Origin of the sequence: Streptomyces apricus (assembly GCF_008369065.1) — a bacterium.
Taxonomy (GTDB): Bacteria; Actinomycetota; Actinomycetes; order Streptomycetales; family Streptomycetaceae; genus Streptomyces; species Streptomyces apricus.
Genome location: NZ_VDFC01000058.1, coordinates 136920 through 157073, shown reverse-complemented (window position 1 = coordinate 157073; position 20154 = coordinate 136920). Strand labels below are relative to the sequence as shown.

Annotated in this window: 18 protein-coding genes; 10 read left to right on the top strand and 8 right to left on the bottom strand. The window is 73.3% G+C overall.

The features are described 5' to 3' along the window. The first annotated feature begins 56 nt into the window (after positions 1-56). The 3 genes from FGF04_RS32340 (at position 57) to FGF04_RS32330 (ending at position 3143) form a co-directional block, all read left to right on the top strand. On the top strand, positions 57-1040 hold the full coding sequence (locus FGF04_RS32340; RefSeq protein WP_149514927.1) for a Bug family tripartite tricarboxylate transporter substrate binding protein: 984 nt from the start codon (positions 57-59) through the stop codon (positions 1038-1040). Positions 1041-1135: 95 nt separating this feature from the next. Then, positions 1136-1618 carry a tripartite tricarboxylate transporter TctB family protein gene (locus tag FGF04_RS32335; RefSeq protein ID WP_149514976.1) on the top strand — a complete coding sequence of 161 codons (483 nt, stop codon included), beginning with the start codon at positions 1136-1138 and terminating at the stop codon, positions 1616-1618. Between the two features lies 1 nt (position 1619). Beyond that, entirely contained in the window at positions 1620-3143 is a 1524-nt protein-coding gene (locus FGF04_RS32330) for a tripartite tricarboxylate transporter permease (RefSeq protein WP_149514926.1), read from the top strand. Positions 3144-3225: 82 nt separating this feature from the next. On the opposite strand, the gene FGF04_RS32325 is transcribed toward FGF04_RS32330, so the two are convergent. Continuing rightward, positions 3226-3957, bottom strand: coding sequence for a carbonic anhydrase (locus FGF04_RS32325; protein WP_149514925.1), 732 nt, complete (start codon positions 3955-3957; stop codon positions 3226-3228). A 129-nt stretch (positions 3958-4086) separates the two neighbouring features. Here FGF04_RS32325 and FGF04_RS32320 point away from each other — a divergent pair, with 129 nt between their 5' ends. After that, a complete protein-coding gene (locus FGF04_RS32320) occupies positions 4087-5469 on the top strand; it encodes an MFS transporter (protein WP_188114326.1) in 1383 nt (460 codons plus the stop codon). Positions 5470-5572: 103 nt separating this feature from the next. Further along, positions 5573-6481 (top strand): NAD(P)-dependent oxidoreductase, encoded by a 909-nt coding sequence (locus FGF04_RS32315; protein WP_149514924.1) that lies wholly within the window; start codon positions 5573-5575, stop codon positions 6479-6481. Positions 6482-6515: 34 nt separating this feature from the next. Here FGF04_RS32315 and FGF04_RS32310 read toward each other — a convergent pair whose 3' ends face one another. Next, complete coding sequence (locus FGF04_RS32310) at positions 6516-6959, bottom strand: MarR family winged helix-turn-helix transcriptional regulator (RefSeq protein ID WP_149514923.1); 444 nt, start codon at positions 6957-6959, stop codon at positions 6516-6518. 85 nt (positions 6960-7044) lie between these two features. On the opposite strand from FGF04_RS32310, the gene FGF04_RS32305 reads away from it, so the two are divergent. Together FGF04_RS32305 and FGF04_RS32300 are read left to right on the top strand one after the other, a co-directional pair. Beyond that, entirely contained in the window at positions 7045-8565 is a 1521-nt protein-coding gene (locus tag FGF04_RS32305; protein ID WP_149514922.1) for an MFS transporter, read from the top strand. A gap of 90 nt (positions 8566-8655) precedes the next feature. Next, positions 8656-8940, top strand: coding sequence for a DUF6332 family protein (locus tag FGF04_RS32300; protein WP_149514921.1), 285 nt, complete (start codon positions 8656-8658; stop codon positions 8938-8940). Here the strand turns inward: FGF04_RS32300 and FGF04_RS32295 are convergent. From FGF04_RS32295 to FGF04_RS32285, 3 genes are all read right to left on the bottom strand, one after another. Next, on the bottom strand, positions 8901-9566 hold the full coding sequence (locus FGF04_RS32295; protein WP_149514920.1) for a response regulator transcription factor: 666 nt from the start codon (positions 9564-9566) through the stop codon (positions 8901-8903). The genes FGF04_RS32300 and FGF04_RS32295 overlap by 40 nt on opposite strands. After that, positions 9563-10858, bottom strand: coding sequence for a sensor histidine kinase (locus FGF04_RS32290; RefSeq protein WP_149514919.1), 1296 nt, complete (start codon positions 10856-10858; stop codon positions 9563-9565). Before FGF04_RS32290 ends, FGF04_RS32295 begins: the two co-directional genes overlap by 4 nt. A gap of 197 nt (positions 10859-11055) precedes the next feature. Continuing rightward, positions 11056-12282 carry a geranylgeranyl reductase family protein gene (locus FGF04_RS32285; RefSeq protein WP_188114325.1) on the bottom strand — a complete coding sequence of 409 codons (1227 nt, stop codon included), beginning with the start codon at positions 12280-12282 and terminating at the stop codon, positions 11056-11058. Between the two features lie 172 nt (positions 12283-12454). Here FGF04_RS32285 and FGF04_RS32280 point away from each other — a divergent pair, with 172 nt between their 5' ends. Then, on the top strand, positions 12455-13810 hold the full coding sequence (locus FGF04_RS32280; RefSeq protein ID WP_149514918.1) for a dipeptidase: 1356 nt from the start codon (positions 12455-12457) through the stop codon (positions 13808-13810). A 60-nt stretch (positions 13811-13870) separates the two neighbouring features. Here the strand turns inward: FGF04_RS32280 and FGF04_RS32275 are convergent, their stop codons facing one another. Both FGF04_RS32275 and FGF04_RS32270 read right to left on the bottom strand, forming a co-directional pair. After that, on the bottom strand, positions 13871-14911 hold the full coding sequence (locus FGF04_RS32275; RefSeq protein WP_149514917.1) for an NUDIX hydrolase: 1041 nt from the start codon (positions 14909-14911) through the stop codon (positions 13871-13873). 156 nt (positions 14912-15067) lie between these two features. Beyond that, complete coding sequence (locus tag FGF04_RS32270; protein ID WP_149514916.1) at positions 15068-15262, bottom strand: hypothetical protein; 195 nt, start codon at positions 15260-15262, stop codon at positions 15068-15070. A 326-nt stretch (positions 15263-15588) separates the two neighbouring features. Here FGF04_RS32270 and FGF04_RS32265 point away from each other — a divergent pair, with 326 nt between their 5' ends. Next, positions 15589-17667, top strand: coding sequence for an NPCBM/NEW2 domain-containing protein (locus FGF04_RS32265; RefSeq protein ID WP_149514915.1), 2079 nt, complete (start codon positions 15589-15591; stop codon positions 17665-17667). A 76-nt stretch (positions 17668-17743) separates the two neighbouring features. Here the strand turns inward: FGF04_RS32265 and FGF04_RS32260 are convergent, their stop codons facing one another. Beyond that, positions 17744-18694: an ROK family protein gene (locus tag FGF04_RS32260; RefSeq protein ID WP_149514914.1), complete on the bottom strand. Its 951-nt coding sequence runs from the start codon at positions 18692-18694 to the stop codon at positions 17744-17746. Between the two features lie 322 nt (positions 18695-19016). Between FGF04_RS32260 and FGF04_RS32255 the strand changes: the two genes are divergently transcribed. Continuing rightward, positions 19017-20051, top strand: a complete 1035-nt coding sequence (locus FGF04_RS32255; RefSeq protein ID WP_149514913.1) for a LacI family DNA-binding transcriptional regulator — start codon at positions 19017-19019, stop codon at positions 20049-20051. Positions 20052-20154: the final 103 nt, after the last annotated feature.

Here is a 20154-nt window from a genome sequence, read left to right as displayed (position 1 = left end):
GTGCGGGGACGCCCCTCCCCCCATTCCCCGACGTACCGACATCAGGTGGTGAACCCGTGCGCCAGCGCACCCCCCTGGCCCTGTTCGGGGCAGCCGTGCTCGTGCTCGTGGGGCCCCCGCTGCTCACGTCCGGCAGCGGCGGCGCGACCGGTACGCAGATCCCCGGCCTGCGCTTCATGGTGCCCAACACGCCCGGCGGCGGGTACGACATCACGGCCCGTACGGCGGCGAAGAACGCCGAGGACGCCGGACTCACGCACAACGTCGAGGKGTTCAACCTGCCGGGCGCCGGCGGCACCGTCGGCCTGAGCCGCCTGGTGAGCGAGCACGGCAACGGCAAGCTCGCGATGTCGATGGGCCTCGGCGTGGTCGGCGCGGTGCACTCCAACGACGCGCCCAAGACGCTCGCCGACACCACCCCGATCGCCCGGCTCACCGAGGAGCAGGACGTCGTGGTGGTCGGCAAGGACTCCCCGTACAAGTCGGTGGACCAGCTCGTGGCGGCCTGGAAGGAGAACCCGGGCAAGCTGCCCGTGGGCGGCGGTTCCTCCCCCGGCGGCCCCGACCACCTCGCGCCCATGCTGATGGCGGAGGCCGCGGGCATCGCCCCGAAGGACGTCAACTACGTCCCGTTCGACGGCGGCGGCGAGCTGCTCGCCTCGATCCTCGGCGACAAGGTCGCCTTCGGGGTGTCCGGCGTCGGCGAGTACCTCGACCAGATCAAGGCGGGCGAGCTGCGGGTGCTGGCGGTCACCGGCCCCGAGCGGGTCGACGAACTGGACGCGCCCACGCTCAAGGAGTCCGGCTACGACGTCGACTTCACCAACTGGCGCGGCATCGTCGCCCCGCCCGGCCTGTCCGACGCCGAACGCGACAAGCTCGTACGCCTCGTGGAGGAGCTGCACGACTCCCCCGAGTGGCAGAAGTCGCTGAAGACCAACGGCTGGGACGACGCCTTCCTGACCGGCGAGGAGTTCGGCGACTTCCTGGACGCCCAGGACAAGCGCGTGATCGCGGTGCTGAAGGAGCTGGGACTGTGACGACGCGGACGACCGGCGCCCCCGGGGCGCCTCAGACGCCACCGACACCCCCGACGCCTCCGGAGTCGGAGTCCGCCGGCCCGCGCCGGACGTGGCTGCGGGAGCACTCCGAACTCGGCGTGTGCGTCCTGCTGCTGGCGCTCGGCGTCCTGGTCCTGACCGACGCGCTCACCATGGACGTCGACCTCACGCAGCGCGGTCCGGTCGGCCCGCGGACCGTGCCGATCGTGGTGGGCGCCGGGCTCCTGGTGATCGCGGCGCTGCTCGCCGTCGACGTCCTGCGCGGCGGGCACGGCGAGGCGGAGGGCGGCGAGGACGTCGACCTGTCCGAACCGGCCGACTGGCGTACGGTGCTGCTGCTCGCCGGGGTGTTCCTCGGCTCGGCCGTCCTCATCGAACCGCTCGGCTTCCCCGTCGCGGGCGCGCTCCTCTTCTGGGGTGCGGCGTTCGCGCTCGGCAGCCGCCGCACCGACCGGGACCCGCTCATCGCGGCCGGCCTGTCCTTCCTCACGTACGTGGTCTTCAACCACCTGCTCGGTGTGCCGCTGCCGGGCGGTCCGCTGATGGGAGTGCTCTGACGTGGACGCCCTCAACTCCCTGATGGACGGCTTCGGTACGGCCCTCACCCCGGTCAACATCCTGTGGGCGGCCCTCGGCGTGCTGCTCGGCACCGCGATCGGGGTGCTGCCCGGCATCGGTCCCGCGATGGCGGTCGCCCTGCTGCTGCCGGTGACGTACGGGCTGGAGCCGATCGGCGCGTTCATCATGTTCGCGGGGATCTACTACGGGGCGATGTTCGGCGGTTCGACCACCTCGATCCTGCTGAACACGCCCGGCGAGAGCGCCGCCGTGGTCGCGGCCATGGAGGGCAACCCGATGGCCAAGTCGGGGCGGGGCGCGCAGGCGCTCGCGGCCGCCGCCATCGGCCACTTCGCGGGCGGTCTGATCGGCACGGTCCTGCTGGTCGCGCTCGCCCCGACCGTCGCCGACCTGGCGGTGGACATCGGCGCGCCGGACTACTTCGCCATCATGGTGCTGGCGTTCATCGCCGTGACGTCGGTCCTGGGCTCGTCCCGGATCCGGGGGCTCGCGTCCCTGCTCATCGGTCTCACCCTCGGCCTGGTCGGCCTGGACCAGATGACGGGACAGCAGCGGCTGACCTTCGGCTCGCTGCAACTCGCCGACGGCATCGACGTGGTGATCGTGGCGGTCGGCCTGTTCGCGATCGGCGAGGCCCTGTGGGTGGCGGCGCACCTGCGGCGCAGGCCGGGCGCGCCGATCCCGGTGGGGCGCCCCTGGCTGGGCCGCGACGACGTGCGGCGGACCTGGAAGTCGTGGCTGCGCGGCCCGCTCATCGGCTTCCCGTTCGGCGCGATCCCGGCCGGCGGCGCCGAGATCCCCACCTTCCTGTCGTACGCCACCGAGAAGCGTCTGTCGAAGCACCCGGACGACTGGGGCAAGGGCGCCATCGAGGGCGTGGCGGGGCCGGAGTCGGCGGCGTCGGCCTCCGCGGCGGGCACGCTGGTGTCCATGCTGACCCTGGGGCTGCCGACGACGGCGGTCGCGGCCGTCATGCTCGCCGCCTTCCAGCAGTACGGCATCCAGCCGGGCCCGCTCCTGTTCGAGCGCGAACCGGACCTGGTGTGGGGCCTGATCGCTTCCCTCTTCGTCGGGATGGTGCTCCTGCTCGCCCTCAACCTCCCGCTGGCCCCGGTGTGGGCGAAGCTGCTGCGCGTGCCCCGCCCCTACCTGTACGCGGGCATCCTGTTCTTCGCGGCGGTCGGCGCGTACGCGGTCGGCGGCGAGACCGTCGACCTGGTGATCCTGCTGGTCATCGGCCTGATCGGGTTCGGCATGCGGCGGTACGGGCTGCCGGKGCTGCCCGCCGTCATCGGCGTCATCCTCGGCCCGAACGCCGAGCAACAGCTGCGCCGGGCCCTGCAGATCAGCGACGGCAGCGTCTCGGGCCTGGTGAACACCCCGTTCGCGGTGACGGTGTACGCGGTGACGGCGCTGGTGCTGCTCTGGCCCCTGCTGATGAAACTCGTACGGCGGGGCCGGACGGAACCCGGCCGGACGGAACCCGAACGCACGAAGGTCTGACCACGCGGAGGCCCGACCGCGTGGAGGCCTGACCGCGTGGAGGTAGGGGGGCGACCGTGGTCACCCCCCCGTCCCCGCCGATTCAGCCGATCCGGTGCACCCGCTGCGTGGTCAGTTCGTAGCGGGCGCCCACGACGGCCAGCGCGCCCGAGTCCACCTTCGCGGCGAGGTCCGGCTCCGCCGCCAGGCGGGCGCGGATCAGCCGGATGTTGGCGTCGATCGTCGCGTCGATGCGCGCGTCGCCCTCCTGGGTGCGGTCGATCGCCGGGCGGATCTGGTCCGCCAAGTACTGTATGTGGTTCGGCAGTTGCGCCCCCGACTCGTCCGCCTCGACGGTCGCCCGCACGGCTCCGCACGACTGGTGGCCGAGCACCATGAGCAGGGGGATGCCGAGTTCGAGCACGCCGTACGCGAGGCTGCCGAGCACCGCCTCGTCGAGGACCTGGCCGGCGCTGCGTATCGTCATCAGATCGCCGAGCCCCTGGTCGAAGACCAGCTCCGGCGGCACCCGGGAGTCGATGCAGCCGAGCACGAGCGCGAACGGATGCTGACCGGTCGTCAGGGACTGCCGCACGGCGGGCGATTCGTCCGGGTGCCGCTCGCGGAAGGTGCGCCAGCGGCGGTTGCCCGCCGCCAGTTCCCGCAGTGCCTCCTCGGCCGTGGCGGGCCGCTTGCGCGCGGGCGGGGCGGCGGGGGCCGCCGTCGCGGGTCCGGCGCCGGCGGTCAGTCCCGCGCCGAGGACCGCGGCCCCCGTGAGTGCGGTGCGGATGAGGGAGCGCCGGGCGGGCACGTGGGGTGTCGGGTCAGGAATCACGCAGGGGAACGTACGTCCGACTCGTCGGCCTTCCCCCGATCTTGCTCAATCATGGGCACGCGTTGGTCAATCATGAGCAGACGTTGAACTTTTCTTGGCAAGGCCATCGATACGACCTAGCCTCATTTTGTGCCGCTAATAAACAAAGCCCGCAAGCACAACGCCGTGCCGGGCCGCCGGAACCACCACAACCGTGACGACGCGGACCTCTCCCGGCTCCGTACCGCCCTCACCGTCTTCTTCGCCCTGGACGGCTTCGTCTTCGCGGGCTGGGTCGTCCGCATCCCCGCCGTCAAGGAGCAGACCGGCGCGTCCGCCAGTGCGCTGGGCCTCGCGCTGCTCGGGGTGTCCGCCGGCGCCGTGGTCACGATGATGCTCACCGGGCGCCTGTGCCGCCGCTACGGCAGCCACCCGGTGACCGTCGTCTGCGGCGTCCTGCTCTCGCTCAGCATCGCACTGCCCCCGCTGACCCACTCCGCCCTCGCGCTCGGTGCCGTCCTGCTGGTCTTCGGCGCGGCCTACGGCGGGATCAACGTCGCCTTCAACAGCGCCGCCGTCGACCTGGTGGCCGCGCTGCGGCGTCCGATCATGCCGAGCTTCCACGCCGCCTTCAGTCTGGGCGGCATGGTCGGCGCGGGGCTCGGCGGACTGGTCGCGGGCTCCCTGTCCCCCACGCAGCACCTGCTGGGCCTGACGGTGATCGGGCTGCTGGTGACCGCAGGCGCGGGCCGCGTCCTGCTCCGCTGCCCGGTCCCGGTACCGCCGGACACGGCGGCCGGGACGGACACGGCGGCCGGGACAGGTACGGCAGCCGGGGAAGGGGCCCCGCGCCGGCCGGACGCGCGGACCCGGCGGCCGGACGTCCGGACCCGGCGGCTGGTCGTCGTCTTCGGGCTGATCGCCCTCTGCACGGCGTACGGCGAAGGCGCCCTGGCCGACTGGGGCGCGCTGCACCTGGAACAGGACCTGGGCGCCCACCCGGGTGTCGCCGCGGCGGGCTACACCTGCTTCGCGCTCGCCATGACGATCGGCCGGCTGACCGGGACCAGGCTCCTGGAACGGCTCGGGCTGAGCCGGACCGTCGTCGCCGGAGGCACCATGGCCGCGGCCGGGATGCTGCTCGGTTCGCTCTCCCCTTCCGTGTGGGCGGCCCTGCTCGGGTTCGCCGTCGCCGGACTCGGACTCGCGAACCTCTTCCCCGTGGCCGTCGAACGGGCCGGCGCGCTGGCGGGTCCCAGCGGTGTCGCCACCGCCTCCACCCTCGGATACGGCGGCATGCTCCTGGGACCGCCCGCCATCGGGTTCATGGCGGACTGGTTCTCGCTGTCCACCGCCCTGACCAGCGTGGCCGCGCTCGCGGCGGTGGCGGCGGCCATCGGCTACGGCACACGACGGGTGACCGGGACCGACAGCGGCACGGGCGACGCTGCGGACGGCGGCGCGGACGGCAACAGCGGTGCGCGCAGCGGCAGCGGCGCGAGCAACGGTGCGGACGGCGTTCGCGACACCTGAGGCGCGCCCGCCCCCGTGGCGCCCCCGCACCGCCGCACACGGCACAGTGGTGTGCACCCCGCAGTGGAATCCACCGCACCGAACGGATCAGGAAGTCGATGTCATGACCGACAAGCTCACCGTCAGCGTCCTGGGCACCGGAATCATGGGCGCCGCGATGGCCCGCAACCTCATCGCCGCCGGACACACCGTCCGGGTCTGGAACCGCAGTCGCGACAAGGCCGAACCGCTCGCCGCCGACGGCGCGCACGTCGCCGGCACGCCCGCCGAGGCCGTCGAGGGCGCCGACGCCGTCCTGACCATGCTGTACGACGGTCCGGCCGTGCTGGACGTGATGCGGCAGGCCGCGCCCGCCCTGCGCGCCGGCACCGCGTGGGTGCAGTCGACGACCGCGGGCATCGAGTCCGTCGGCGAACTGGCCGCGTTCGCCCGCGAGAAGGGCCTGGTCTTCTACGACGCGCCCGTGCTCGGCACCCGGCAGCCCGCCGAGGCGGGGCAGCTGACCGTCCTGGCCGCCGGTCCGGAGGAGGGCCGGGACGCCGTGGCCCCGGTCCTCGACGCGGTCGGCGCCCGTACGGTGTGGACCGGGGAGGACGGGGCGGCGGCGAGCGCCACCCGGCTCAAGCTCGTGGCCAACAGCTGGGTCATCGCGGCCACCAACGCCACCGGCGAGAGCCTCGCCCTGGCGAAGGCGCTGGGCGTGGACCCGCAGAGCTTCTTCGACACCATCGCCGGCGGCCCGCTCGACATGGGGTACCTGCACGCCAAGAGCGCCCTCATCCTCGAAGGACGGCTGTCACCGGCGTCCTTCGCCGTGGCGACCGCGGCCAAGGACGCCCGGCTGATCGTCGAGGCGGGCGAGCGGCGCGGGGTACGCCTCGACGTCGCGGCGGCGAGCGCGGAGCGCTTCGACCGGGCCGCCGCGCAGGGGCACGGCGACGAGGACATGGCCGCCGCCTACTTCGCGAGCTTCGACGAAGACGCTGAGGGCACCGAGGGCACCGAGGGCTGAGCCACCCGCGGACCCGGCGGGGCCACGGCGCCCGTCAGGTCCGCGGACCGTCCGTCAGCGTCCGCTCCAGCACCGCCCGCTGGAGCGGCAGCACCCGGCCGTGCAGGTCGCGCCCTCTCTCCGTGAGCGACACGCGTACGCCCCGCCGGTCCTCGGGACACAGGCAGCGCTCCACGAGGCCGTCCCGGTCCAGGCGGGCGATCAGCCGGGACAGGGCGCTCTGGCTCAGGTGCACCCGCTCGGCGATCTCCTGCACGCGGTACGCCGGCCCGCCGTCAGCGGACGTGCCCGCGGCCAGCACGCCGAGGACCTCGAAGTCGCTCGCGCCGAGGCCGTGCCGGTGAAGGGCGCGGTCCAGTTCGCACACGGTCCGCGCATGCACCGCGAGAAGGTCGCGCCACCGCTCCACGAGCCCTTGTCCGGCCCCGTCCCCGGCCGTCTCCCCGATCCCGTCCCCCGGCTTCTCAGCCGCCGTCATAGCCGCACCTTAACAAGACAGCGAAATTATTGCACCGGAATTAAGTGCGCTTGCAATCAATGCACACGCATGTACTGTGAGCCGCATGACCTCTCCGCTCACCGCTCCCGCGTCCCCGGGACACTGGACGCCCCGCCTGTGGGGCACTCTCCTGGTGCTGTGCGCCGCCATGTTCCTGGACGCGCTGGACGTGTCGATGGTCGGCGTCGCCCTGCCGTCCATCGGCTCCGAACTCGACCTCTCCACCTCGACCCTGCAGTGGATCGTCAGCGGCTACATCCTCGGCTACGGCGGCCTGCTGCTCCTCGGCGGCCGCGCCGCCGACCTCCTGGGCCGCCGCCAGGTCTTCCTGGTGGCCCTCGGCGTGTTCGCCCTCGCCTCGCTGCTCGGCGGACTCGTCGACTCCGGACCGCTGCTCATCGCGAGCCGGTTCATCAAGGGGCTGAGTGCCGCGTTCACCGCTCCCGCCGGCCTGTCGATCATCACCACGACGTTCCCGCAGGGCCCGCTGCGCAACCGCGCCCTCTCGATCTACACCACCTGCGCCGCCACCGGCTTCTCCATGGGCCTCGTCCTGTCCGGGCTGCTCACGGAGGCCAGCTGGCGCCTGACCATGCTGCTGCCCGCGCCCATCGCGGTCGTCGCCCTGGTCCTCGGCCTGAAGCTGATCCCGCGCAGCGAGCGCGACCGGACCCACCGCGGCTACGACGTCCCCGGCGCCGTCATCGGCACCGCCTCGATGCTGCTGCTCGTCTTCACCGTCGTCCAGGCACCCGAGGCCGGCTGGACCTCGGCCCGTACGCTGCTGTCGTTCCTCGCGGTAGCGGTCCTGCTCACCGTCTTCGTCCGCGTGGAACTGCGCAGCGCGAGCCCGCTGATCCGGCTGGGGGTGCTGCGCTCCGGCAACCAGGTCCGGGCCCAGCTCGGCGCCATGATGTTCTTCGGCTCGTACGTCGGCTTCCAGTTCCTCGTCACGCTGTACATGCAGTCGCTGCTGGGCTGGTCCGCGCTGCACACCGCCCTCGCCTTCCTGCCCGCGGGCGCGCTGGTGGCGCTCTCGGCGACGAAGATGGGCGCGCTCGTCGACCGGTTCGGGACGCCGCGCCTCCTCGTGCTGGGCTTCGCCCTGATGGTGGTGGGCTACGCGCTGTTCCTGCGCGTCGACCTCGACCCGGTGTACGCGGCGGCGATCCTGCCGTCGATGCTGCTCATCGGCGCGGCCTGCGCGCTGGTCTTCCCCTCGCTCAACATCCAGGCCACCGACGGCGTCGACGACCACGAGCAGGGCATGGTGTCGGGTCTGCTCAACACCTCGGTGCAGGTGGGCGGCGCGATCTTCCTGGCGGTGGTGACGGCCGTCGTGACGGCGAACTCCAGCGACGGCTCCTCGCCGCAGGCCGTCCTCGACAGCTACCGGCCCGGTCTGCTCGTGGTGACCGCGGTCGCCCTGGCGGGCCTGCTCGTCACGGCCACCGGGCTGCGCCGGCGGCGTACACCGCAGACGACGATCCTGGTCGCCTCGTCCGACGCCCCGGTACCGGCACCGCAGCGTGCGGCCGACGAACCCGTGGCGGCGGCCGACGGACAGGTGGCCGTACGCGACTGACCCCGCGCCCCGGCCGGCTGTACGTCCGGCCGGCTGTGCGCCCGGCGGGCTGTGTTGCCCCGCCGGGCGCACGGCTGTGACACTGCGCGTATGGGACACACCAGGGGGCGGCGGACGCAGTCCGAGCGGGACGAGATCACCGTCGAGATCGGGTACGCGCTGGCCAGCGCCCTGTTCGCCGCGGCCGTGGTGTTCGGGGTCCTCGCCGGCCCCGCGCTGCTCTTCGACCTGCCGCGGGCCGTCGAGAAGGCCCTCCTGGGCACCGGGACCGCGCTCGCCGCCGTCCTCTTCCTCGTCCGTGTGGTCTCGGTGCTGCTCCGCTTCCGGCGCGGGACTCAGCCCAGCCAGCCCGGCCGCACCAGCCCCGACTCGTAGGCCAGCACCACCAGTTGGGCCCGGTCCCGGGCGCCGAGTTTGACCATCGTGCGGCTGACGTGGGTCTTGGCCGTGAGGGGGCTGACCACCAGCCGCCGCGCGATCTCGTCGTTCGACAGCCCGATGCCGACCAGCGCCATCACCTCCCGCTCCCGCTCGGTGAGCGCGGCCAGCGCACCGGCCGCCGCCGGCTCCTTGGAGCGGGCCGCGAACTCGGCGATCAGGCGGCGCGTCACCCCCGGCGAGAGCAGCGCGTCGCCCGCGACGACCGCCCTGACGGCGCGCAGGAGTTCGTCCGGCTCGGTGTCCTTGACGAGGAAGCCGGACGCGCCGCAGCGGATCGCCTCGAAGACGTACTCGTCGAGTTCGAAGGTGGTGAGCATGACGACCTTCACGTCCCGCAGGCCCGGGTCGCCGGTGATGCGGCGGGTCGCGGCGAGGCCGTCGAGCACCGGCATGCGGATGTCCATCAGGACGACGTCGGGCCGCAGCGCGTGCACCCCGCGCAGGGCCTCCGTCCCGTCCGCGGCCTCACCGGCGACCTCGATGTCCGGCTGGGCGTCGAGCAGCGCCCTGAAGCCGGCGCGGACCAGCGCCTGGTCGTCGGCGAGCAGTACGCGGATCACCGGTCCTCCTTCTCTGCTTCTGTGGCACTTCCGGCCTTCGAGGGGACGGAGGCGTCCCGCGCTCCCGGCGCACCGCGCAGGGGCAGCACGGCCAGGACCCGGAAGCCGCCGTCGTCGCGCGGTCCGGCCTCGATCGTGCCACCCAGGGCCGCGGCCCGCTCCCGCATTCCGGCGAGTCCGTTGCCGCTGCCGCCCGCCTCCTCGCCCGTCGCGGGGCCGTCGTCGTCGACCCGCAGCCGCAGCGCGTCGCTCGTGCGGTCCACCCGCACGCGCGCGGTCCGCGAACCGGAATGCCGTACGACGTTGGTCAGCGCCTCCTGGACGATGCGGAACGCGGCCAGGTCCGCCCCCGGCGGCAGCTTCCCGGCGCCGGTCCGCCGGTCGCCGGCGCCCCGGTTCTCGACGGCGACGGCCAGGCCGGCGGCCGCGGCCTGCTCGACGAGTTCGGGGAGACGGTCGAGGCCGGGCGCCGGCGCGCGCGGCGCGTCACCGGGCGTGCGGAGCGTGTCGAGCACCTGGCGCACCTCCCCCAGCGCCTCCTTGCTCGCGGCCTTGATGGTGGTGAGCGCGCTGCGCGCCTGCTCCGGGTCCGAGTCGAGCAGCGCGAGGCCCACGCCCGCCTGGACGTTGATGACCGAGATGCTGTGCGCCAGGACGTCGTGCAGTTCACGGGCGATGCGCAGCCGCTCCTCGTCGGCGCGCCGCCCGGCCGCCCGCCGGCGTTCCGCCCGGTCGCGGTCCGCCTGCTCGCGGCGGACGCGGGCAAGTTCGGAGACCGCGAGGATCGCCACCACCCAGGCGGCCGTCGCGACCTCCCCGCCCCACGCGGCGGCCGGGTCGCCCGCGGGCGGCAGCCACCGGTGGAGCGGGTGCCCGACCAGGAGGTGGAGCGCCCACAGGGCGCCGAGCACCGCCCAGGCCGTCCGGCGGTGCCCGGCGACGACCGCGGCGAAGCAGGCGAGGGCGACCGTGAGGAAGACCGGCCCGTACGGGTATCCGGCGCCGAGGTAGACGAGCGCCGAGGCCGCCGTGCCGCACAGCACGAGCCGGGGCCGCCGGTGCCGCCACAGCAGCAGGAGCGCGCCCCCGGCGAGCAGGATGCGCGCGAGGGCGTCGAGCTGCTCCCGCCCGGGCTGCTGCCCGGCCGCGAATTCGCTGCCGAGGAGGACGAACCCGGTGAGCAACAGGGCCGAACGCCAGGGCAGGCGCAGGTGCGCGGCGCCCTCTTCCTCCCCGTCGCGGTGGCCCCACCACGAGGGTCCGTGCCACCGGTGCGTGCGCCGCTCGTCCATGGCCGTCACGCTAGACGCCAGGAGCGGCCGGGGGCGTCGGCCGGGCGGAGCGATCACGCGTACTCCCGGGGCAGTACGCGTGATCGGCCGGGTCGCCGGGCCCACCGCGGGCCCCGGTCACGCACCGCCGCTCCGGCCCGGGACCGGTACTCACACTCGTTCCCAGCCCCGTCCGGTCAGCGGTCAGCGGTCAGCGGTCAGCGGTCGAGCCTCGTCAGGGCGCGCTCCGCCATCGGGTGCGAGCGCACCATCTCCCCCAGCGAGGTGGCTCCGCGGGTGATGCCCGCGAACGCCTTCCAGGCCGGCCGGAAACCGGTGAGCGCGGCGTGGAACACCCCGGGCCGGCGCTCGAAGATCGCGAGCATCCGCTTGCCGATGCTCATCTCCACGCCCAGCCCCGCCTTGATGGCGAAGGCGTAGTTCAGCGCCTGCCGCCGGGTGTCCACGGCGTCGTGGGCCTCCGCGATCCGGACCGCCCACTCCCCCGCGAGGCGCCCGGAGCGCAGCGCGAAGGAGATGCCCTCGCGGGTCCACGGCTCCAGCAGCCCCGCCGCGTCCCCGCACACCAGCACCCGCCCGCGCGACAGCGGCGAGTCGTCGGCGCGGCAGCGCGTGAGGTGCCCGGACGAGATGCTGGGCTCGAAGCCGGCGAGACCGAGCCGGGCGATGAAGTCCTCCAGGTACCGCTTGGTGGCGGCTCCCTCGCCGCGGGCCGAGATCACCCCGACGGTGAGGGTGTCGCCCTTGGGGAACACCCAGCCGTAACTGCCGGGAAGGGGGCCCCAGTCGATGAGGACACGGCCCTTCCAGTCCTCCGCGACGGTCTCCGGCACCGGGATCTCCGCCTCCAGGCCGAGGTCGACCTGGTCGAGCTTCACCCCGACATGGGCTCCTATCCGGCTGGCGCTGCCGTCCGCGCCGACCACCGCCCGCGCCAGCAGCGTCTCGCCGTCCTGGAGGACGACGGCGACCGAGCGCCGGTCGGGGACGGCCGAGCCGTGCTGCTCGACCCGCGAGACCGTGGCCCCCGTACGCAGCTCGGCGCCCGCCTTCTGCGCGTGCTCGACGAGTTGCTGGTCGAACTCGGGCCGGTTGATGAGCCCGAAGAGCATCTGCTTGGAGCGCCGCGTCCGCGCGAACTTCCCCTCCAGCGAGAACGTGACCGCGTGGACCCGGTCCCGGAAGGGCAGTTCGAAGCCGGGCGGCAGCGCGTCACGGCTCGGTCCGATGATGCCGCCGCCGCACGTTTTGTAGCGGGGCAGTTCCGCTTTCTCCAGCAACAGGACGCGCCGTCCCGCGACCGCCGCCGCATAGGCCGCCGAGGCGCCCGCGGGGCCCGCCCCGACCACGACGACGTCCCACACATGCTGCCCGTCGTCCTGCCCTCGGTCCTGCCCGTCGTCCGAAGAGTTCTCGCTGCTCACGATGGTCTGCTGCTCCGATCCAGCCGCCTGCCGCACCTGCTCCACGCATCCTACGGCGGCGTCCGGCGAAGACCGCTGTGGGAGGATCGGCAGCGCATGCAGCGCACATCCTTACGCGCGCATCCGCACCCGTAACCATACGTACAACGTCGCACCCACGAGGAGCGTGCCCATGTCGTCGAATCCGGTCGCCGAGACCGTCGCCTCCCTCATGCCCAGGGCGAAGGAGGAGCTCACCGAGCTGGTGGCCTTCAAGTCGGTGGCGGACTTCGACCAGTTCCCGCGCAGTGAGAGCGAGGGCGCCGCGAACTGGGTCGCCGACGCGCTGCGCGCCGAAGGCTTCGAAGACGTCGCCCTGCTCGACACCCCGGACGGCACGCAGTCCGTGTACGGCCACCTGCCCGGCCCCGAGGGCTCGAAGACCGTCCTGCTGTACGCGCACTACGACGTGCAGCCGCCGCTCGACGAGGCCGGCTGGCAGACGCCGCCGTTCGAGCTGACCGAGCGCGACGGCCGCTGGTACGGGCGCGGGGCCGCCGACTGCAAGGGCGGCCTGATCATGCACCTGCTGGCGCTGCGCGCCCTCAAGGCGAACGGCGGTGTCCCGGTCGGCGTCAAGGTGATAGCCGAGGGGTCGGAGGAGCAGGGCACGGGCGGCCTGGAGCGGTACGCCGAGGAACACCCGGAGCTGCTCGACGCCGACGCGATCGTCATCGGGGACTCCGGCAACTTCCGGGTCGGCGTGCCGACGGTCACCACCGTGCTGCGTGGCATGACCCTCGTCCGCGTCGAGGTCGACACCCTCGAAGGCAACCTGCACTCGGGGCAGTTCGGCGGCGCGGCGCCCGACGCGCTGGGCGCGCTGATCCGCGTACTGGACTCCCTGCGCGCCGAGGACGGCTCGACGACGATCGACGGGCTGACGGGCACCGCGCGGTGGGACGGCCTGCAGTACGACGAGGAGCAGTTCCGCAAGGACGCCAAGGTGCTCGACGGCGTCGGGCTGATCGGTTCCGGCACGGTCGCCGACCGCATCTGGGCGCGGCCCGCCGTGACCGTGCTCGGCATCGACTGCCCGCCGGTCGTCGGCGCCACCCCGTCCGTGCAGGCGGGCGCCCGCGCGCTGGTGAGCCTGCGGGTGCCGCCGGGCGTGGACGCGGCGGAGGCCACCAAGCTGCTGGAGGCCCACCTGGTGGCCCGCACTCCGTGGGGGGCGCGGGTGAGCACCGAGCAGATCGGGCAGGGGCAGCCGTTCCGCGCCGACACCACGAGTCCCGCGTACGCGGCGATGGCGGAGGCCATGGGCGTCGCGTACGACGGGGCCGAGATGCAGTACGCGGGGCAGGGCGGGTCCATCCCGCTGTGCAACACCCTCGGGTCGCTGTACCCGCGGGCGGAGATCCTGCTGATCGGGCTGAGCGAGCCGGAGGCGCAGATCCACGCCGTGAACGAGAGCGTGTCGCCCGAAGAACTGGAGCGGCTCGCGGTCGCCGAGGCGCTGTTCCTCACGAAGTACGCCGCCGGCTGAGGGGGTCGGTGGGCGCGCCCTTCGGCCGGGCGCGCCCACGCCCTTGCCCCTTGGCCCCGGCTACCCTCTGGGCACGCCCGCCTCCAGGTACAGCGCCGCCCCCCGCTCCCGCGCGCGCAGCGCCCAGCGCAGGCGTTCGTAGCGGATCGGCGGGAGGAGCGTGGCGGCCTCCTCCTCCGTGACGAAGCGCCAGCCGCGCAGTTCGGGGCCCGGCAGCAGCATGGGGTGGGCCGCGCCGCCTTCGAGCCGGCCGCCGTCGTAGAGGAGGCGCAGACCGCCGTAGCCGGGAGGCACCGGCGGTTCCCAGTCGACGACCAGCAGGCGGGGGTCGTCGGTGAGGKGGATGCCGGTCTCCTCGGCCACCTCGCGGACGCCCGCGCGCGCGGGTGCCTCACCGGACTCGACGACGCCGCCGGGGAACTCCCAGCCGGCCTTGTACGTCGGGTCGACGAGCAGCACCCTGTCCTGCTCGTCGAAGAGGAGCACCCCCGCCGCCACGGTCTCCGAGGTCGGCTCGGGGGTCTGCACGATGTCGCAGACCGGCACGGACCCGCCGTTCAGCGCCTCGGCGACGCGCACGGCGGTCTCGTACGGGGTCAGCGTGCCGTTGTCGACGGGGTGGGCGTCCGTGGTGAGCCAGCCGGCGAGGGCGGCGCGGTAGGGCTCGATCTGGTCGTACGACCACTGGCGCACCCGTATCTCCCCGTCCGGGAGGTCCGGCGGGACCTCCCGGGCGGCTATTCGCTCGCGCAGGATCGTTTCCGCCGGGGCGAGGAGCACATGGCGGACCGCGATCCGGCGGGAGGCGAGGCCGCCGAAGATCTCGTCGCGGTAGTCCTGCCGGAGCAGGGTCATGGGAACCACGAGCACACCGCCGAGTTCGGAGAGCATCGCGGCCGCGGTGTCCACCACGAGCCGCCGCCAGATCGGCAGGTCCTGGAAGTCGCCGACCTCGGCGAGGCGCTTGGCGGGCAGCAGGCGCGCCAGCTCGGTACCGATGATCTCCGGGTCGAACAGCGTGCTGTTCGGGATCAGGTCGATCAGTTCCCGTGCGGTGGTGGTCTTCCCCGCACCGAACGCACCGTTGATCCAGACGATCACGGTTCCCCCTCTGCTGTGTGGCCCCCTGAGGCTTGCCCGCTCCACCCTGCCATGGAAACCAGGTCCTGATGAGGTCGCGTTCGAGGGGTCGGACACGCACGGAGCCCGGCTCCTCGCGGGGCCGGGCTCGGGGGCGGAACAGGGAGGAAGGGCCGGTCAGCCGTCGTGCTCCACGATGCCGTCGCCCATGTCCAGGCTGTCGTCACCGACCGTCTGCCCGACGGCGGTGAGGGTGTCCTGGAGCGGGAGATCACCGAGGGCGCCGCCGTCGAGCGAGTGGGACGGGGTGACGGCCGCCACGACGAAGCCGGTGGCGAGGGAGGCGATGGCCAGCATGCTGCGCTTCTTCATACCGCTTCAACTACGGAACGGCCCAGGAGTCACGGCCGGATCCCGACACACCGGACGACACCGATCGCACCGGTCGCACCGAACGCACCGACCGCACTGGTCGGGACCGTCGCGACGGTCCCGACGGGTTCGTCCCGCAGAACGACGGAGCACGCACGTTCCGACAGGAGTACGCAGATCCCGAGATCTGACGGGATGTCGACCACGCACTACCGCACCTCTTCCACCACACTGCGACAGGACCTACCGTGAACGCACATGGCATGAATGACGCGGACATGTAAAGACGCGGACATCCACTCCTGTTGCGAGTACGGAGGAACGTAATGACGCGGCATCTTCCCACCCGTACGACTCACCGAAGAGCGGCCGGAATACTGGCCGCGGGGCTGCTCGCCGGCCTGGGACCGGCCGGGCCCGCCCTCGCGGCCGGCCCGGGGACACCGGCCCGGGCGCCGGCCCCCACGTCCGCCTCACCGGCCGCGTCCGTCGCCCCGGCCCCGGACGACGGCCTCGCCCTCACCCCTCCCATGGGCTTCAACAACTGGAACTCCACGCAGTGCCGTGCGGAGTTCGACGAGGAGATGGTCAAGGGGATCGCGGACATCTTCGTCGACAAGGGGCTCAAGGACGCCGGGTACGAGTACGTCAACCTCGACGACTGCTGGGCGCTGCCCGCCCGCGACGCCGACGGGAAGCTGGTGCCGGACCCGGCCCGCTTCCCCGGCGGGATCAAGGCGGTCGCGGACTATGTGCACGCCAAGGGGCTCAAGCTGGGCATCTACACCAGCGCGGGCACGAAGACCTGCAACGACGCGGGATTTCCCGGAGCGCTCGGCCACGAGTACAGCGACGCCCGGCAGTTCGCGGACTGGGGTGTCGACTACCTCAAGTACGACAACTGCAACAACCAGGGCGTGGACGCCAGACAGCGCTACACGACGATGCGCGACGCCCTGAAGGCCGCCTCCGCGACCACGGGCCGCCCCATCGTGTACAGCATCTGCGAGTGGGGCGAGAACAGGCCCTGGGAGTGGGCGGCGGACGTCGGCCAGCTGTGGCGCACCACCGGGGACATCAGTGACAACTGGGGCTCGATGCTCTCGATCATGAAGCAGAACCTCCCGCTCGCGCGGTACGCGGGTCCCGGACACTGGAACGACCCCGACATGCTGGAGGTCGGCAACGGCGGGATGACGGACACGGAGTACCGCACGCACTTCTCGATGTGGTCGGTCATGGCCGCCCCTCTCCTCATCGGCTCGGACCTGCGGTCCGCCTCCGACGAGACCTTCGAGATCCTCGGCAACGAGGAGGTCATAGCGGTCGACCAGGACCCGCTCGGCAAGCAGGGCACCGTGCTCTCCTCCGAGGACGGCCGCTGGGTCGTGGCCAAGGAACTGGCGGACGGCAGCCGCGCCGTCGCCCTCTTCAACGAGACCGGCAGCCCCCAGCGCATCGCCACGAGCGCGAAGGCCGTCGGGCTGCCCGGAGCGGCTGCCTACACGCTGCGCGACCTGTGGCGGCACAAGAGCTACAACACGGCGGGCACGATCTCGGCGACCGTCCCCGCCCACGGCACGGTCCTCGTCCGCGTCTCGGCCGACGGAGACTGGGCCGAGAACCCGCCGGCCGTCGAACTCGCCCTGGACGGTGGCACGTTGCTCGAAGCGGGGCGTCCCGCCGCGCTGACGGCGTCGGTCACCGACCTGGGCCGTACACCGGCGAAGCACGTCTCCGTCTCCCTGACCGGGCCCAGGGGCTGGACCGTGCGGGCCACGTCACCGACCAGGGCGAACGTCCTGGCGACCGGCAGGGTGCTGCGCACCGGGTGGCGGGTGACCGCCCCCGCGGGCACGCCCCCGGGGTCGTACGACCTGACACTGAGGGCGGGGTACCGCTCTCCGGCCGGGGAGCGGGCCGGGAACGTACTGCCGGTGAGGACGACCGTCGTGGTGGCCCCGCCCTCCGGCACCTCGGAGCTCGGCGGTCTTCCCTGGCTGTCGGCCACCAACGGCTGGGGGCCCGTCGAACGGGACACCAGCAACGGCGAGGCAGCAGCGGGTGACGGCACGCCCCTCACGATCGGCGGAACCGTGTACGCCTCCGGGCTCGGCGTCCACGCGGACAGCACCGTCGAGTTCTACACGGGCGGGGCCTGCCGGACCGTCACGGCGCAGGTCGGTGTCGACGACGAGGAGGGCGCCGACGGGTCCGTCGTCTTCGAGATCTGGGCCGACGGCACGAAGGCGGCCACCACCGGCGTCCTGACCAACGCCGACGCGGCGCAGTCCCTCTCGGCCGATGTGAGCGGCGCACGGACGATACGCCTCGTCGTCACGGACGCCGGCGACGGCATCACCTCAGACCACGGCGACTGGGCGAACGCCCGCCTCACCTGCTGACAACGCTCCCCACCCACCCGCACCTCACCACACGAGCCGAACCCCTCCGCCCCCTCCCCAAAAGACAGACGGCGGCTCAGCCGCCAACAACGGCCGCGTTCGGCCGCCGACTGAGCGCAGCCGCCGCACCCACCAGCCCCGCATCCGTACCCATCTGAGCCGGCGTCACCGTGAGCCGCTGCACGAACGACAGCGCGGCATAGTCCCGCAGGGCGGCCCGCAGCGGCGCGAACAGCACCTCGCCCGCCTTGCCCACCCCTCCGCCGATCACCGCGATGTCGATCTCCACGAGGGTCGCCGTCGCCGCGATGCCCGCGGCCAGCGCCTGCGCCGCACGCTCGAAGGAGGCCGTCGCGACCGGATCGCCCGCCCGGGCGGCGGCGGCCACCGCCGCCGCGGACGCGTCGCCCTCGGGCCCCGGCCGCCAGCCGCCCTCGACGGCGCGGCGCGCGATGTTCGGGCCGCTGGCGATGCGCTCGACGCAGCCGCGGGACCCGCACGGGCACAGGTCGCCGTCGAGGTCCACGCTGATGTGGCCGATGTGCCCGGAGTTGCCCGTGGGCCCGGGGTGCAGCTTCCCGTTCAGGACCAGACCGCCGCCGACCCCCGTGGAGACGACCATGCAGAGGGCGTTGTCGTGGCCGCGGGCCGCCCCCTGCCAGTGCTCGGCCGCCGTGATCGCCACGCCGTCGCCGATCAGTTCGACGGGCAGGCCGTCCGCCACGGCGCGGACCCGTTCGACGAGGGGGTAGTCGCGCCAGCCGGGCACGTTCACCGGGCTCACCGTGCCCGCCGAGGCGTCCACGGGCCCGGCGCTGCCGATGCCGACCGCGGTGACCCCGTTCCACAGCGGCGCTGCGGTCAGCTCGCCGAGCACGGCCTCCACGGCCCGCATGACGGTGTCACCGTGCTCCTGCGCGGGCGTGGGCCGCTGGGCGCGCAGCAGGATCCGGCCTTGGCCGTCCACCAGCGCTCCGGCGATCTTGGTGCCGCCGATGTCGAGCGCGGCCACGAGGTCGGTGTGCATCAGAGTCAAGTCTCCCGATCGGATCCCGGTCGGTCCGGTTGGACCATGAGGAAAGGGCAGGCCGGTCGCACGGTGGGCCAGATCCTGTCGTCGGACCCCCGCCGGCCGGCCCCAGGGGCGGACGACGGGAATCCGACCACAGGACCCAGGGCGCCGGAGAATGCGTTGGACAGTCTCTCTCGCATCTGACAACGTTGTCCAGGCTCTATGCTCGACGCCACATCCCGATCCGGCGGCCCACCGGGTCCGTCGGGACCGACGCAGCCCCACGGACCAGCGGCCGACCACCGGCCCGACGGACTACAGGACAGGACAGCGCATCGTGGCCGAGACCGCCCGCCGAACCGAGAGCCGTTACGGCAACCGTCCGACCATGAAGGACGTCGCCGCGCGTGCCGGGGTCGGCCTGAAGACGGTATCGCGCGTAGTCAACGGCGAGCCGGGTGTCACCCCCGACACCGAGCGCCGGGTGCAGGAGGCCATCGACGCGCTGGGCTTCCGGCGCAACGACAGCGCGCGGGTGCTGCGCAAGGGCCGCACCGCCAGCATCGGCCTCGTCCTGGAGGACCTGGCGGACCCGTTCTACGGCCCGCTGAGCCGGGCGGTGGAGGAGGTGGCCCGCGCCCACGGCGCCCTGCTCATCAACGGCTCCAGCGCCGAGGACCCGGAGCGCGAGCAGGAGCTGGTCCTCGCGCTGTGCGCCCGCCGGGTGGACGGCCTGGTCGTCATCCCGGCCGGTGACGACCACCGCTATCTGGAGCCCGAGATAAAGGCGGGCGTCGCCACGGTGTTCGTGGACCGCCCCGCGGGGCAGATCGACGCGGACGTCGTGCTCTCCGACAGCTTCGGCGGTGCGCGCGACGGCGTCGCCCACCTCATCGCGCACGGCCACCGCCGCATCGGGTTCATCGGCGACATGCCCCGCATCCACACCGCCGCCGAGCGCCTGCGCGGCTATCGCGCCGCCATGGACGACGCCGGCATTCCGGTGGAGCCCGCCTGGATGTCCCTGGGCGTCACCGGCCCGGAGCGGGTGCGCCGGGCGGCCGAGACGATGCTGTCCGGCCCCTCCCCCGTGACTGCGGTCTTCGCCGGCAACAACCGGGTGACGGTCACGGTCGTCCGCGTCATCACCGAGCGCGCCCGGCCGGTCGCCCTGGTCGGCTTCGACGACATCGAGCTCGCCGACCTGCTGCAGCCCGGGGTGACCGTGGTGGCCCAGGACGCGGCCCAGCTCGGCCGCACCGCCGCCGACCGCCTCTTCCGCCAGCTCGACGGCTCCCTCGTCGCCCCCGAGCGCATCGAACTGCCGACCCGCCTGATCACCCGCGGCTCGGGCGAACTGCCCCCCGCCTGACGGCCGGCCGCCGGCTACAGGGGGCAGGGCCGGCTCCACCGGAACCGTCCGCACGGGACCGGCCCGCCCACGGGCACAACAACCCCGCGCGGGACGGCCCCGC

What these genes read in the sequence shown, in the direction of transcription:
- FGF04_RS32315 (WP_149514924.1), top strand. Translation starts at nt 5,573, where the DNA reads ATGACCGACAAGCTCACCGTCAGCGTCCTGGGCACCGGAATCATGGGC.
- FGF04_RS32310 (WP_149514923.1), bottom strand. Translation starts at nt 6,959, where the DNA reads ATGACGGCGGCTGAGAAGCCGGGGGACGGGATCGGGGAGACGGCCGGG.
- FGF04_RS32305 (WP_149514922.1), top strand. Translation starts at nt 7,045, where the DNA reads ATGACCTCTCCGCTCACCGCTCCCGCGTCCCCGGGACACTGGACGCCC.
- FGF04_RS32300 (WP_149514921.1), top strand. Translation starts at nt 8,656, where the DNA reads ATGGGACACACCAGGGGGCGGCGGACGCAGTCCGAGCGGGACGAGATC.
- FGF04_RS32290 (WP_149514919.1), bottom strand. Translation starts at nt 10,858, where the DNA reads ATGGACGAGCGGCGCACGCACCGGTGGCACGGACCCTCGTGGTGGGGC.
- FGF04_RS32280 (WP_149514918.1), top strand. Translation starts at nt 12,455, where the DNA reads ATGTCGTCGAATCCGGTCGCCGAGACCGTCGCCTCCCTCATGCCCAGG.
- FGF04_RS32270 (WP_149514916.1), bottom strand. Translation starts at nt 15,262, where the DNA reads ATGAAGAAGCGCAGCATGCTGGCCATCGCCTCCCTCGCCACCGGCTTC.
- FGF04_RS32265 (WP_149514915.1), top strand. Translation starts at nt 15,589, where the DNA reads ATGACGCGGCATCTTCCCACCCGTACGACTCACCGAAGAGCGGCCGGA.
- FGF04_RS32260 (WP_149514914.1), bottom strand. Translation starts at nt 18,694, where the DNA reads ATGCACACCGACCTCGTGGCCGCGCTCGACATCGGCGGCACCAAGATC.